This window comes from Belnapia sp. (genome assembly GCF_059504005.1).
Map to the genome: position 1 here is coordinate 1 of NZ_JCACHU010000003.1, position 13135 is coordinate 13135.

General features: G+C 66.3%; 14 protein-coding genes. 11 read left to right on the forward strand and 3 right to left on the reverse strand.

The window, feature by feature from the left end; genetic code table 11:
* Positions 1-172: 172 nt before the first annotated feature.
* The 4 genes from AC5JJ1_RS00475 (at position 173) to AC5JJ1_RS00490 (ending at position 6642) form a co-directional block, all read left to right on the forward strand.
* The gene (locus tag AC5JJ1_RS00475) at positions 173-1915 is read left to right on the forward strand and encodes an ATP-binding protein (RefSeq protein ID WP_495783152.1); all 1743 of its coding nucleotides are present in this window, start codon (positions 173-175) and stop codon (positions 1913-1915) included.
* 430 nt (positions 1916-2345) lie between these two features.
* Positions 2346-4502, forward strand: coding sequence for a PAS domain S-box protein (locus AC5JJ1_RS00480; protein WP_495783153.1), 2157 nt, complete (start codon positions 2346-2348; stop codon positions 4500-4502).
* A gap of 199 nt (positions 4503-4701) precedes the next feature.
* Positions 4702-5103 (forward strand): response regulator, encoded by a 402-nt coding sequence (locus AC5JJ1_RS00485; RefSeq protein ID WP_495783154.1) that lies wholly within the window; start codon positions 4702-4704, stop codon positions 5101-5103.
* Between the two features lie 384 nt (positions 5104-5487).
* Positions 5488-6642: a sensor histidine kinase gene (locus AC5JJ1_RS00490; protein WP_495783155.1), complete on the forward strand. Its 1155-nt coding sequence runs from the start codon at positions 5488-5490 to the stop codon at positions 6640-6642.
* 307 nt (positions 6643-6949) lie between these two features.
* Here AC5JJ1_RS00490 and AC5JJ1_RS00495 read toward each other — a convergent pair whose 3' ends face one another.
* Positions 6950-7408 (reverse strand): DUF3237 domain-containing protein, encoded by a 459-nt coding sequence (locus AC5JJ1_RS00495; protein WP_495783156.1) that lies wholly within the window; start codon positions 7406-7408, stop codon positions 6950-6952.
* 186 nt (positions 7409-7594) lie between these two features.
* Here AC5JJ1_RS00495 and AC5JJ1_RS00500 point away from each other — a divergent pair, with 186 nt between their 5' ends.
* From AC5JJ1_RS00500 to AC5JJ1_RS00520, 5 genes are all read left to right on the forward strand, one after another.
* Positions 7595-8131: an inorganic diphosphatase gene (locus tag AC5JJ1_RS00500; RefSeq protein ID WP_495783157.1), complete on the forward strand. Its 537-nt coding sequence runs from the start codon at positions 7595-7597 to the stop codon at positions 8129-8131.
* 634 nt (positions 8132-8765) lie between these two features.
* On the forward strand, positions 8766-9200 hold the full coding sequence (locus AC5JJ1_RS00505) for a cupin domain-containing protein (protein WP_495783158.1): 435 nt from the start codon (positions 8766-8768) through the stop codon (positions 9198-9200).
* Positions 9201-9696: 496 nt separating this feature from the next.
* On the forward strand, positions 9697-9987 hold the full coding sequence (locus AC5JJ1_RS00510; protein WP_495783159.1) for a hypothetical protein: 291 nt from the start codon (positions 9697-9699) through the stop codon (positions 9985-9987).
* A gap of 144 nt (positions 9988-10131) precedes the next feature.
* Positions 10132-10377, forward strand: a complete 246-nt coding sequence (locus AC5JJ1_RS00515; RefSeq protein ID WP_495783160.1) for a hypothetical protein — start codon at positions 10132-10134, stop codon at positions 10375-10377.
* An 11-nt stretch (positions 10378-10388) separates the two neighbouring features.
* Complete coding sequence (locus AC5JJ1_RS00520; protein WP_495783161.1) at positions 10389-10607, forward strand: hypothetical protein; 219 nt, start codon at positions 10389-10391, stop codon at positions 10605-10607.
* An 11-nt stretch (positions 10608-10618) separates the two neighbouring features.
* Here AC5JJ1_RS00520 and AC5JJ1_RS00525 read toward each other — a convergent pair.
* Positions 10619-11691, reverse strand: a protein-coding gene (locus tag AC5JJ1_RS00525) for an IS630 family transposase (protein ID WP_495783162.1) whose coding sequence is annotated in 2 segments (ribosomal slippage) — positions 10619-11196 and positions 11196-11691 — 1074 coding nt in all. Because the reading frame shifts where the segments join, the coding sequence is not laid out codon by codon here.
* Between the two features lie 48 nt (positions 11692-11739).
* Here AC5JJ1_RS00525 and AC5JJ1_RS00530 point away from each other — a divergent pair.
* Positions 11740-12438 carry a hypothetical protein gene (locus AC5JJ1_RS00530; protein ID WP_495783163.1) on the forward strand — a complete coding sequence of 233 codons (699 nt, stop codon included), beginning with the start codon at positions 11740-11742 and terminating at the stop codon, positions 12436-12438.
* Complete coding sequence (locus AC5JJ1_RS00535; RefSeq protein ID WP_495783164.1) at positions 12407-12583, forward strand: hypothetical protein; 177 nt, start codon at positions 12407-12409, stop codon at positions 12581-12583. The genes AC5JJ1_RS00530 and AC5JJ1_RS00535 overlap by 32 nt, the downstream gene beginning before the upstream one ends.
* Here the strand turns inward: AC5JJ1_RS00535 and AC5JJ1_RS00540 are convergent.
* Positions 12564-12857, reverse strand: coding sequence for a hypothetical protein (locus tag AC5JJ1_RS00540; protein ID WP_495783165.1), 294 nt, complete (start codon positions 12855-12857; stop codon positions 12564-12566). The two genes, AC5JJ1_RS00535 and AC5JJ1_RS00540, sit on opposite strands and share 20 nt — an antisense overlap.
* Positions 12858-13135: the final 278 nt, after the last annotated feature.

The window sequence follows — 13135 nt, forward strand, 5'->3', positions numbered from 1 at the left end:
AACCGACGAAGCCTGCAAGCAGATCAGTGGGTTAAGAGTTGTTCAGGGCCGACTACTTGGCTGGTAAAAGAAGGCTTGGCGCACCAACGATCACTTTTGTGCAGCCATCGCAGGCTCCCGGCGTTGCCAGTGATCCCGGGCGTTGGGAGGCTGGATGCGGAACCGGGGTAGAATGGCGGACAAGGATCAGGGCGCGGGTTCAGGGCAGCGGTCGCGTGGAGCCTCGGCCGCCGGGTGCAGTTCGGGTGGACTAGTAGCCGGCGGTCACGAGGTCACCTCGGTTGACCTCACAGGCGACCCGGGGCTGAGCAGTTGGCAGAAGGTCACCGCTGCCCGCTCTGGCGTGGACGACTGCGGCGGCGTGTTTCTCGCCGCTGTTGAAATGACACCAATGCCCATGCTCCTGACTGACCCGCGGTTGCTGGACAACCCAATCGTCCTCGCCAATGCCGCCTTCCTCGATCTTACCGGCTATGCCCGCGAGGACATCCTTGGGCGCAACTGCCGTTTCCTCCAAGGCGCGCTCACCAGCCGGGACACCGTGCGCCAAATCCGGACCGCCCTGGCTGAGCGGCGCCCGATTGCGGTCGAGATACTGAACTACAAGCGGGACGGCACCCCCTTCTGGAATGCCCTGTTTATCGGCCCAGTCTTCGGTCCGGATGGCAAACTCCTCCACTTCTTCGCGTCGCAGTTCGATGCAACGCCGCGCCACGACGTGGAGGATGCGCTGCGACAGGCGCAGAAGATGGAGGCGATTGCGCAACTGGCGGCAGGGCTGGCGCACGATTTCAACAACACCCTTCAGGTCGTGCTTGGCAACCTCAAGCGCGCTGAGACACGCCTGCCAAACGAGCCTGAGGCGTTGAAACCGCTTGAGCGCGCACGGCAGGCAGCCCGGCATGCGGCGACACTGACCCAACAACTCCTGACCTTCGCTCGCCGAACACGGCTCGAAGCGCGTCCGGTCATCCTCAACACAGTGCTGTCGGAGATCGGCGATGTGCTGTCACGCACCCTCGGCGATGGCCTGGAGCTACGCTACGACCTCGACCCCGGTCTCCCGCCATGTGCCGTTGACCCGGCGCAGGTCGAGGTGGCACTGCTGAACCTGCTGGCGAACGCGCGTGACGCCATGCCGAAAGGCGGTCGGGCGACCATAAGAACCGGGACGGTGACGCTGGACGAGGCAGCCGTCCTCTCCGGGGGCGACGGGCTGAAGCCGGGCCGCTACGTGCTGCTGAGCGTCGAGGATGAGGGGCCAGGAATGCCGCCAGACGTTCTGGCGCGCTCCACTGAGCCCTTCTTCACCACCAAGACCGGCAAGCGCGGCCTTGGCCTCGCAACCGTCCACGGCTTTGTCCGCCAGTCCCGCGGGCGGCTGGAAATCGTCAGTCCGCCGGGCCGTGGAGCGAGTGTGCGCATATTCCTTCCCCTGGCGTCGGGCGACCCACTGGCCCTACCACAGCCCACGAACGACAAGGACGTGCTGCACGACCGGTGCCCCGGCGGGACCGTGACAATCCTCGCCGTGGACGATGATGCGGGCGTGCTTGAACTTGCGGTGCATCAACTGACGACCCTTGGCTACCGGGTGCTTTCGGCACGGAGCGGGGAGGAAGCGCTGGAGGTGCTGGGGCGGGCAGGCGAGCAGGTGGACCTGTTGTTCACCGATATCTCCATGCCGGGCGGCATGAACGGCCTCGTGCTGGCGGAGCAGGCGCGGGCTATGTGCTCCGGCATCGCCGTTCTGCTTGCGACCGGCTACAGCGACGACCTCATGGTGCAGCAGAGGCCGACCCAGGGTGCCGAAGTCCTCAGCAAGCCCTATAGCCAGACCGATCTTGCAAGCCGTGTACGCGCCGCCCTGAACAGCCGCGGTGGTCGGAGCCTCGATCCGGGATCGTCAGGGTGAGGCCAAGCTTGTTTTGGCCTTTGTCCGACAGGCAGCATAGCCTTTCGGGATTGTGGCTGCCATCAAAGGGTTAGCCAGCCCCCGCTTGCGTATAGCGTGTAAGTCAGCAGCCACCTATTCGCTCCTTTGAATGGCCCCGATCGCGAATCACCAAAGCAATGCTGGTTCACCGCACCCACGCTGGAGGCAATGAACGTCAAGCTACCGTTAACTTGGTTGAGCAATCTCTGTTTCGGAGGCGCGCATTCGTCCGAGTTCCCGCGGAGGCCGAGCGCTTTTCGCGGCTCTATGCCGAGGGACAACAACCCTGGTTTTCCTGTCTTTTTGCTACGCATTGGACCGAGATGATGCGGGCCGCCGAACAGCGAGTGTCACATAGCCTGAATGCGCCAAGTATAGAGCAAGCTCGCGGGCAGCGGATCAGGGGCAGGTGAAGGACGGCAGGCCATCTCAGCCGGGCAGCAATCCGGGTCGGCCGGTCGCCAAGATGATGGCGCCGGCTCTTGGCTTGCGCGCACACCTCGTTGCGCTCATCCTCGCCGTTCTGCTGCCTTCGCTCGCCCTCGGTGCGGCAACCGCATGGCACATGGCCGGCAACTATCGGGCCGCCTCGGAGGAGCGCCTGTCTGCCACGGTGGGCGCCATGGCCCTCGCCGTTGATCGGGAGTTGGAGGCCCGCAGCGCGGCCCTGGGGGTACTGGCAGCCTCCCCGCTGCTGGACAAACCGGACGGTGACCTGGGCGCCTTCGGTACCCAAGCGCGGCGGGTTGCCGAAGCCATAGGATCGTTAATCGTCCTCATTGGCCCAGACTTGCACATAAGAACTCACACGGGCCGCCCGTTGGGGATGCCGTTGCCGGCGATCAACGCAGCCGAGACCGCGCGTGTTGCCCTGGCAACCGGGCGCCCGGTCGTGAGCGACCTCATCACCGGCTCGGTGTCCGGCACGCCGCTCGCGGCTGTGGTGATCCCTGTCCAACGGGACGGCCGTAGCGTAGCGCTCCTTGCAACACCGCTTGGAGCCCCGCGGCTGTTAACCCTGCTCGCGACGCCCGGGGTTCTGTCGGGCGACGCCTTCGCTACCCTCAGTGACAGCCGCAATATCGTCGTGGCGCGGTCGCGCGCCTCTCAGGAGTTCATGGGTCGCCCGGTGCCGGACTGGTTTACCCAGGCATCGGCTGGACGGGACGCAGGCATCGTCGAAGGAACCGCGCTGGAAGGCCAAGCAGTCATTTTGGCCTTCCGGCGCCTCGCCAGCGCGCCCGGATGGACGGTGACAATCGCCCTGCCGCTGGCCGCCCACCGTGCAAGCTGGCAGCGGCCCCTCCTCGCTCTTGCAGCGGGCGGCACGGCAACCTTCCTGGCAGCACTCGCCGCCGCGGCATGGTTGGGCCGGCGCATACTCCGGCCCGTTCGCGTCCTAACCCGGCAAGCCGAGGCGGTTGCGGCGTCTGGAGGAGACGCACATGTGGGCGGGGATGAACCTGCGGGTATCGCTGAGTTCGAGCGGCTTCGGCTGTCGATGCAGCGAGCCGACACGGTGCTCCGGGACCGAGCGGCCGAGATTGCGGCAGGCGAGGCACGGCTGCGGGCCGTGGTGGAGACGGCGGCGGACGCCATTGTGGTGATGAGCGAGACAGGCATCATCCAGTCCTTCAACCGCGCTGCCGAGAGCATCTTCGGCTATGCCGAAGCCGAGGTCATTGGCCGCAATCTGTCCAGTTTGATGCCGACCGAACATGCCGAACAGCACGATGGCTATCTCGCCACCTACCGCAGGACTGGCGAGAAGCGCATGATCGGCGTCAGGCGAGAAGTCGAGGGCCGCCGCAGGGACGGTGCGCTTGTCCCGCTTGATCTGGCCATTGCCGAGTGGCGGGATGCCGGCGGGCGGCGGTTCTTCACCGGCATCATGCGCGACATCTCGGCACGCAAGGCTGATGAGGTCCGCCGGACACTGCTTGCACGGGAGGTGGACCACCGTGCCAAGAATGCCCTGGCAGTGGTTCAGTCGGTGATACGCCTCACCCCGCGGGACCAGCCCGAGAACTTCGCTACCTCGGTCGAGGCGCGCGTAGCCGCGCTGGCGCGAGTACATTCCCTGCTTGCCACCGGGGGGTGGTCAGGTGCCGACCTGCGCACGGTGGCGGAACGGGAGTTGGCGCCCTACACGCCTATGGCCCGCGGGAGGGGTGCGGCCGTCTCGCTCGACGGACCGCCTGTCGTCCTTGCCCCGATCGCCGTGCAGCCGCTTGCGATGGTGCTGCATGAGTTGGCCACCAACGCCGCCAAGCATGGCGCGCTATCCACGCCTGATGGTCGGGTCGAGGTGCGGTGGCGTGCGGGACGCCGGGCGGGCGAGGACGGACTGCTGCGGCTTCGGTGGGCAGAAAGCGGCGGGCCGGAAGTCCGCGGCGCCCCTGCGCGTCGCGGCTTCGGCATCCGGGTAATCGAGACCACCATCCGCGGCCAGCTTGGCGGCTCCGTCGAGCCGCGCTGGGAGCCGACCGGCCACGTCGTCGAGACCGCAATCCCACTCTCGCGTGCCGTCGGCGCGGCGGCGGCAGCCTCGGTCGTTGCCGGCTAGGAGCACCCTTCGTCATCCTCCCCGGTGGATGGTCTTCTGACAATGACCACGCCGGCTTCGCCAGCGAAATCCGGGACAACCACTGAGCCGAAAGCCGATTGCTGCTCAATCCAATTAGTGCTATTCTGAAATAGTTATCTCTGCTCCTCTCGCTCAACTTGCAGGTACATCAGTCGTGCCGACGGAGCCGCCCGCCTCGATGGCCAACCCAAGCCTCGGAGGCCGCCATGTCCTTGTCGTCGAGGACGAGGCCTTGATCGCCATGCTGTTGCAAGACGTGCTGGAGGATGCTGGCTGCACGGTGACAGTGGCGCATGATGGACGCAGTGCCCTGGACGCCGCTGGGCCGGGTGCGGCGCGCTTCGACGCCCTCGTCATTAACCTCGGTCGGCCTAACCTGAACGGCACCAAGGTCATAGCCCGCCTCCGCGTCGCCCGACCCTCGCTGCCCGTGCTGATCGTCACTGGCTCCGTGCTGACGGAACGGGATGGCCCGCCAGGGTTCCTGCTCGGTGGGGGACCCACAGCGGTGATGCTGAAGCCGTTCGGCCCGGACGCACTGGTCGAAATGTTGGCGGGCCTAGTTGCGGAGGCAGAGTGAGTTAGCGGGCGGGGTCTGGGAGGCTAGCAACAAGCGTGCGTCGTCGGGTTCCTGCATCAGCCACGCTCCTCGGACAACGGGCAGTGCCATTACGGTCCCCCAACTCCGCTTCACCTCTCGCCGCGGGTAATCCCGGGCTACCGCAGAAAGCTGGCTGGTGACGGCTCCACATTCGGTATGATCTGCGCCTCGGCCGATGCCGGACCGGCGACCGGCGCCCTTGGCTGCGATGATGGCCATCGGTCGTGTTCCAGGGTGAACTTCGACTGGGGTAACGCACTACGAGGCCTCCACGCCATTGCGGCAGGGCGCCGTTTCCTCAAGCTTTCCGAACCGGCTCCCGATCGGCCTGTTACGCCCCTGGGAATGGGGGTATGCTGCCGAATGGAAACAATCATCCGGCGACCATTGGTGAGCGCCGAGGCCGACCGTCTCGCTGCGCTGCGCCGTTACGACATTCTCGACACGCCTCCGGACGGCGCCTTTGATCGCATTACCTCTCTGGCAGCGGACCTGTTCTCGGTCCCGATCGCCATCGTCAGCCTCGTCGATCACGACCGCATCTGGTTCAAGTCACGCCACGGCCTCAACGTGGAGCAGATCGGGCGCGACCTCGGCCTGTGCGCCTCGGCCATCCTGCAAGTCGAGCCATGGGTGCTGACCGATGCACGGGTCGATGCCCGCGCGCTTGCCAACCCGCTGGTCGCGGGCGAGTTCGGCCTGCGCTTCTACGTCGGCGCGCCGCTACGGACGCAGGACGGCTTCAATCTCGGCACGCTTTGCGTCATCGACCGCGAGCCGCGGCCGGTGACCGAGCGGCAGATCGCCCACCTCAAGCACCTCGCCGCGCTGGTCATGGACCAGATGGAGCTTCGCCTGTCGGCCCGGCGCGCCGTCGCCGACCTGTCGCGGGCAGTCGAGGAGAAGGAGGCGGCTCTGCGGCGGGCCGAGTTGATGGCGAAAGAGATCGACCATCGGGTGATGAACAGCCTGCAACTGACCTCCGCCCTGCTGCGGCTGCAAGGGCATGCGCTCGGGGACACAGAGGCCGCGGCACAGTTGGCCTTGGCCGCCAGCCGGGTCGCGGCTGTGGCGCGGGTGCACCAGCACCTCTACGTGGGCAATGGCGACGGCGCCATCGACTGCCGCGCCTACCTCCGGCGGCTGTGCGACGATCTCTCAAACACGCTGCGGCCCGACCAAGGGTCGATCTCCGTTGATGTCGTCGATGCCGCGCTCCCGACCGCCAGGATCGTTCCCCTCGGGCTGATCGTGGCCGAACTCGTGGCCAACGCCACCAAGCACGGGGCGGGCTGCATCAGCGTCTCGCTCGAACGTACCTCCCCGGACGAATACGCGCTGTCGGTTTCGGATGAGGGCACGGGGCTGCCAGTGGGGTATGATCCCGGCGCGACCAGCGGCCTCGGCATGCGGGTGATCTCCACCCTGGTCGGGCAACTCCGCGGGCGGCTGAGCTTCGGGGCGAACGGCGGCGGCCCGGGAGCAAAATTCACGGTGGTTTTCCCGGCCACGGGCTGACCCGCGTCAGCGCGGGCCACGGACCGAGGCCGGGGTGGTAGTCGCGCGTCGCGTGTCGAGGCTGCGGTCATGCCGGAGGTCAGGCGTCGTCGGCCTCGCGGCCCGTGCGGGCGAGCATCGTAACGGCAAGCGCAGGCGCTCTCGCTCGAAGCGGATGTCCGCGCCCCCTCGGCCGTAAGCCGAATTCCCATGCACTGCGGGACCGCGGGTACGCGGTAACCATACTCTGCGACGGCGATGTCACTGCCGCGGCCCGACCAATACGCTGCCTGTCCCGGCCGGCCCAAGGTGAACCCAATCTGCTGACTCAGAGAATTTCGTACATCCGGTAGCTCACGCCGTCAGGCAGCCTCTCGCCGACCCCGATTGCGATGACGCTATTGAGCCAAGCGTATTGCGGCGCGGATGTCTCGAATGTCGGAACAACGCGAAAGTAGTATTCGTCGGAAACGACGGCCTCTCCGCGAGCCAAACGCGCCTGCACCTCTGGAGTAGCTCTGCGCAGACCTGTCTGGCGGAGATAAATCAGGGCACCGTCATCTGTCCGAAGCGTGGCCCGCACATCGAGTTCGACAACGCCATCGGGCCTGATGATCAACCAGTCGCCACCTTCTGGCAGGACTTCGCCGCGCAAGCGTGGCCCCTCGAACGATCCGCCAGTCACGGCAAAGAAGCGACGGTTTCCGCGCGGCGTTCCGCCTATCTCTCGTGGCGGCGCCACTGTGCCGGTGAGCGTGCACAGGAAGTCACTCTTGAGTTCGATCATCGCAGTCCCCTTGGTCGGACATTGTGTCTCGCCCGTCACTCTGGCGACGCACTGCTTCGAATGCCAAGAGCATCATGGTTCGCCAAGGCCATGGCGCCAAAATAACCCTGCTCCACCCTCCGAACCGGCTCCCGTTCCCGAGCGTTGCCCGATCCGCCGCCGCTTTGCGCGCAATGGAGCCCCCGAATGCAACTCCTCACCCGAATCCCGGCATTCGATCCGAATGGCGACCTCAACGTCGTCATCGAAACGCCGAAGGGCAGCCATAACAAGTACGCCTACGACGAGGAGTTCGGCGCCTTCCGCTTCAAGGCGGTGATGCCGGAGGGCAACCTATTCCCTCACGACTTCGGCTTCATCCCTTCCACGCTTGGAGAGGACGGCGACCCGCTCGACGTTCTGGTCCTGCTCGACGTGCCGCTTCCCGTGGGCTGCCTGCTTTCGGCACGGCCACTCGGCGTGATCGAGGCGGAGCAGCAGGAGCGGGACGGCAAGATGGAGCGTAACGACCGCCTCCTCGCGGTCGCCACCAAGGCGCGCACGCATGCCCATGTCCACAGCCTCGACGACCTGCGGCCCGGCCTGTTGGACGAGATCGAGGCGTTCTTCGGCCACTACAACGCCCTGAGCGGGCGTAGATTCACGCCTGTCGGCCGAGGCGGCCCCGAGCGAGCGCGCGCGCTCGTCGAGGCGGGCATCGCAGCGCGCAAGAAAGGCGAGTGAACCAGGGTAGGCCGTGCCGCCCGGCTGCCGGTACCGTGGCCAAGAAGGGCGTCTCGGCAGCTTGTCTGCCGCGGCGTATGGGCGGGCGCGCATCACCTGCATGACCGAGGGGCGGCGAATCGCTGCTCACCGCTGTTCTGCCCCTCGCGTCTCCAGCCTCTCGCCCCCGACCCGATCCATTTCGACGATGTAAACCATCCCGTGTCAGTGGTCGGTTGCCTGCTGTTCGCTGCGGGCGGAACCAGCTTCATCGTTAACCATCTATCCTTCGCAATCCGGCGCCTGCACGATGTTGAGGTATCTGGCTGACACATGCTCTGAACCGTCGGCGTCAGCCTTGCTGCCAACGCGATCGCCAGCAACAATGTCTCGGCCGCCCGCGGCCGCTCTGCTAAGCCTTATGGGTATCACGCCCTGTTTGTGGCTGACCTTCTATGAGGGGACCTTCCGGAGTGCGCTTTCCGGGACCATCGCTAGCGGCTCGGACACCGGCAGCATGAGGCAGTAGGTCAGGCGCTACTGAGGCACGCAAGGGCGTCCCGTGATCCGGCAGAGATGCCCGTTGAAGATGTCCGTCCCGGCGACGAGAACAGGCTATGCTTGACCCGGATTCAGACTTCGGGGAGCCAACACGATGGACATCATCGACCATGCGAGCCAGCCACTCGACGAGTGGCGCGCCGGGGTGATGACGCGCATGCTCGTGTCGGCCCTGACTGGCGCGGAGCACCTGTCCGTGTTCGAGCAGTTCTGCGATCCCGGCAGCGGAGCCCCCACCCACCTCCACGCCGTGGAGGAGGTGCTGACGGTGCTGGACGGGACGGCGGAACTCTGGCTCGACGGAGAGCGAGCGACGCTCACCACCGGTCAGTCCGTGGTTGTGCCAGCCGGACGCAAGCACGGCTTCCGGAACTCCGGGCCAACGACGCTGCACGTGCGCGCGACGCTGGCCGCGCCGATCTTCGAGGCGTGGTTCCACGGCGAGACCGAGGCGCGGCGGCGCTGGCTGCCTCAGCCCTCCTCGCCGTCCGGCTCGTCATCCCGTGAGGCGCCGCCCCCTCAGGGCTGATGCCCCGCTCCGGGCGGGCAGAACGAGCCGCAAGGTTGCCTTCGTACGCCCCTACATCCTTCGGCTCTGGTGGGTTACGCGCCCCGATGCGGTGGCGCGATTGCGCGCCCATCGTTGGAGCGGCGGTCGCCATGCGGCAGTTGACCGGCTCGGTGGCCCGGCGACGTGGGACTACGGCCCACCGTCCCTCTACCAGCCGCGCCCGCCGAGCCGTCCGGCATTAGCCCTACAGGCGTGTCTCCCTCATGCAGCCGTGACCCCAATTTCCTTCCCAGAATTCCGAATCCGAGTATCACCGTTGTATGCCCGACATGCGGACCGAAACCCCGACCGAGCGCGCGCCGATGCTCCTCGTGTACGGCGACCTCGCCGGGCGGATGGCCGCGCTCGTGCGTACCCGGCCCGCGCTCATCGCCCGGCTGATCGTGGCTCCACGGGAGGCCGTCCACGCCATCGACGCCTTCCTCCACCTCGCGCCCGACCTTAGCTGGGCCTGTTGTCGGTGCGCTTCTACGGCGCCGGGACGATCCGCTCGCGCGGCCAGTTCTGCCTCGTCCAGTGGACCGCGGGCGATCTCGGCTGGGTGTCCATCGTGGGCATCTCCCACCCGGAGGGCGGCACCGCCCTGCTAGTCCCGCCATCCCGGCATGCCGGCGCCGGCAACGCGGCGGCCTTCTATGCGCAGCATTACAGCGATGAGTACCGGGCGCACCTCGTCGATCTGAAGGGCAAGGCCGTAGCGCGGGACACCCGCATGGCGGCAGCGCCGTCCACGACGCTTAAGTAGAAAGCCCTAGACTATTTCGCAACTTTATATGTATATGTCTCTTCAGCCCGGCGCCCTCGGTTTTCGGGGGCACCACTGGGCTGAAGCCTACCGCCGGCACCGTTTGAGGTCGGCTTTTCATTCGATGCTTTTTTGAGGACGAAAATGATTCACCGCACCAACGACACCGCCTTTGAGCGGTTGTCGCAGGCAATTTCCGCCTTCGCCGCGACCATGATCCACGACCCGCTGGCCTATCTCGCCGACATCCTCGTGGCCGCCGAACTGGCGCTCCCCGATTGCCCCTCCGCCGACGCCGCCGAGGTGGATGTCATCATCCAGCGGGCTCTGGCCGCGATCGAGACCTACGCCAGCGTCATCGACGACCTCGCCAACGACGGTGGCCGTTAATGGGCCGCTCGATGGACTGGACCAAGGCGAAGCTGCCGGCGCTGCCGCCGGTCGAGCACCGGAAGCTGAAGGCGTTCCGCGCCGACCAGATGCAGAACGCCAGCCGCCCGCAGCCCGTGCGGGTGTTCACCGCGGAGGAGCGTGCCCGCTGGGAAGCGGAGAACCCGGCGCCGCCGGTTGACCTGAAGGCCACCAAGCCGAAGCGCCCTCGCGTCGTGTGGGGGGCGTAATACGCTCGGCCTCATTGAGTGACCTGTGCCCATGGTCGTGATGCGATGGTGGTGATGCGTTCGGGCTGACTGGTGAACCAGTTCCAGGCCTCGGTGCATGCGTCGAGGATGTCGTCGTAGGTCTCGTAGACGCGGTTGGCGAGCTTGTTGGAGCGGAGGTAGGCCCAGACATTTTCCACCGGGTTCAACTCCGGCGCGTAGGGCGGCAGGCGGAGCGGGGTGACGTTGGCCGGTATGCGCAACTTGCCGCCGGTCTGATGCCAACCCGCGCCGTCCATGACGACGACTGCATGGGCACCTTGCGCGACCTGGCTGCTGATCTCGGCGAGGTGCAGGGACATGGTGCGGGCATTGGCGTTGGGCAATACGAGGCCGGCGCCAATGCCACGGGCCGGGCAAACGGCGCCGAAGAGGTAGGCCGAGGCATAGCGGCGATCCTTCGGCGCGGCCGGGCGCGAGCCGCGCGCCGCCCAGATGCGCGTCAGCGTGCCCTGCTGGCCAACCCTGGCCTCGTCCTGCCACCAGATCTCAAGCGGCTTGTCGCGCGCCTTGGATGGCAGGGCGGCGGTTACCAGGGCGGCGAAGTCGGCCTGAAAGACGCTTGTGCCGCAGCGTCATGCCCGGGGTGACGTGGCCGCACAACCAATCGGCGGAAGCCGAGGCGGCGCAGCACATGACCAACGCTCCGCTCGGCCAGCACAACGCCGAACCGCTCAGCAATGGCGCGCGCCAGATCAGCGCGGCGCCAGCGCACCACGCCGTCCTTTGTCGGATCAGGGCCACGGCGCACCCACTCCGCCACCTCCGCCTCCTGCTCGGACGACAGACGCCGCTTCGGCCCGGTCTCGCCCATCCGATCTCGTAAGCCCGCCAAGCCTTCGGCATTGTAGCGATGCACCCAATCGCGCAGCGTCTGCCGATCCATGCCCGCCGCACGGGCCGCGTCCGCCCGCGACTGCCCCTCCAGCACCAGCGCCAAGGCCAACATCCGCCGCGACGCTGCCGCGTCCCGTTCGCGTCCTGCGGCCAGACGCAGCCCCGCCGCGTCCAAATCCGTCCGGCTGATCGCCACTGCCGCCACCATCGCCGCCTCCGCTCACCCGCCAAAGCAGCGAAGCACCATCCCGGCCATATGGGACATCACCTACGAGTCAGCCATCTCGGCCGGGCGTATCAGATGGTTCGTGGTCTCTCCTCCGCGCGTAGCCAGCCGGCTGCCGTCCTCGCCCGCATTGCCGAGATGGTGGACTGCGAACCGTCGCCCAACGGCTGCTGGGACGATCTGCTGGAAGCCATTGAGGAGATGGTGGAGGACAACGCCGCCCAGGCTGAGAGCGCGGCCAGCCGGCAGGCTTACCTGACCGAGCAGCAGGAGCGGATGGCGGAGATGCGGGCACGGCATGCCGCGGAGATGGCTGCCATGCAGGCGCGGGTGGATCAGGCAGTTGCAGCGCTGCATGAGAGCTTTGAGCGGCAGATCGACAGCCTCTCGACCATGGTCGCCCAGCGTGAGGAGATCGCGGCCCTCAAGACTGAGGTGAAGACCGCGGCTCAGGCCAGCAGGCCAAGCTTCGCCCGCGCCAATCAGGTCAGGCGCGAGCGTGCTGATGCCCATGCGGTGGAGATCGATGGGCTGATGGCCTCGCTCATCGCAGAGCATGGTCCCCTCACCGCTCGTCAGCTTGCCGCACGGTTGGATGCCATCCGGCCTCCCGCTCGTGCTGCCCGTTGGTCACCCTCTATGGTGTATCGCATCCGCGGCAGGATGCGCCACATCCGTGCCCGCTTGGAGGAGAGCCATGTCGAAGAAGCGCAGCCCATCGCGGCGTGAGATCGCGGAACTCCAGCAGGAGATCACTGGCCTGCGGATGGACAACATCCTGCTGATGATGCGGGTCATGCAGGCTGAGCAGGAGGTGTTGGCGTTGAAGGCGTTGGCCCTCATCGGCTCAGCAGCTAGTCGTCCTCGCGGGTAATGGGCTCGCCGACGATGAGCGTCATCGCTGCGAACCTATCGGTCTTGAACCGGCGGTTCAGCCGCTCAGCCAGGACGATGCACCAGCCCTTGTTGTTGAACAACGTTTTTCGATATTTTGTGCGGGGATCGTCATAGAGCCGGCGAGTACGCAGGCTGATGGGGACACCATCAAGCGCGACGGCGTAGATGCCCTCGCCGCTGATCACCTCGCCAATGTGGGTCTCTGTCGGGTTGGTCCGCCACATGTGGACCTCGGGTGCGCGTCTCGTCATCGCATATTTACGCGGCGCCATACATCCATCGCGGCGACCTGCTGCCGGCCATCTCTTCGGTCAAGAGGTCCGCGGGCCGAGTGACCGAGTGTCCACCCTATGTATCTTCTCTGTCTCATCGAACCAAAGGTTCATAGAGTGGACACTTGCTTCGCGGCGTGCCCACCAGGGCTCTGACGAGCGATAAAAAAAGCAAGCACGTCAGAGGCTTACGCCTCTTCCTCGTAAGAGGGGCAAAAGCTGTGGCAGCGGTGGGATTTGCCCTTTCCAGGCGGCGG

What these genes read in the sequence shown, in the direction of transcription:
- AC5JJ1_RS00475 (WP_495783152.1), top strand. Translation starts at nt 173, where the DNA reads ATGGCGGACAAGGATCAGGGCGCGGGTTCAGGGCAGCGGTCGCGTGGA.
- AC5JJ1_RS00485 (WP_495783154.1), top strand. Translation starts at nt 4,702, where the DNA reads ATGGCCAACCCAAGCCTCGGAGGCCGCCATGTCCTTGTCGTCGAGGAC.
- AC5JJ1_RS00490 (WP_495783155.1), top strand. Translation starts at nt 5,488, where the DNA reads ATGGAAACAATCATCCGGCGACCATTGGTGAGCGCCGAGGCCGACCGT.
- AC5JJ1_RS00495 (WP_495783156.1), bottom strand. Translation starts at nt 7,408, where the DNA reads ATGATCGAACTCAAGAGTGACTTCCTGTGCACGCTCACCGGCACAGTG.
- AC5JJ1_RS00500 (WP_495783157.1), top strand. Translation starts at nt 7,595, where the DNA reads ATGCAACTCCTCACCCGAATCCCGGCATTCGATCCGAATGGCGACCTC.
- AC5JJ1_RS00505 (WP_495783158.1), top strand. Translation starts at nt 8,766, where the DNA reads ATGGACATCATCGACCATGCGAGCCAGCCACTCGACGAGTGGCGCGCC.
- AC5JJ1_RS00515 (WP_495783160.1), top strand. Translation starts at nt 10,132, where the DNA reads ATGATTCACCGCACCAACGACACCGCCTTTGAGCGGTTGTCGCAGGCA.
- AC5JJ1_RS00520 (WP_495783161.1), top strand. Translation starts at nt 10,389, where the DNA reads ATGGACTGGACCAAGGCGAAGCTGCCGGCGCTGCCGCCGGTCGAGCAC.
- AC5JJ1_RS00530 (WP_495783163.1), top strand. Translation starts at nt 11,740, where the DNA reads ATGGGACATCACCTACGAGTCAGCCATCTCGGCCGGGCGTATCAGATG.
- AC5JJ1_RS00535 (WP_495783164.1), top strand. Translation starts at nt 12,407, where the DNA reads ATGTCGAAGAAGCGCAGCCCATCGCGGCGTGAGATCGCGGAACTCCAG.
- AC5JJ1_RS00540 (WP_495783165.1), bottom strand. Translation starts at nt 12,857, where the DNA reads ATGACGAGACGCGCACCCGAGGTCCACATGTGGCGGACCAACCCGACA.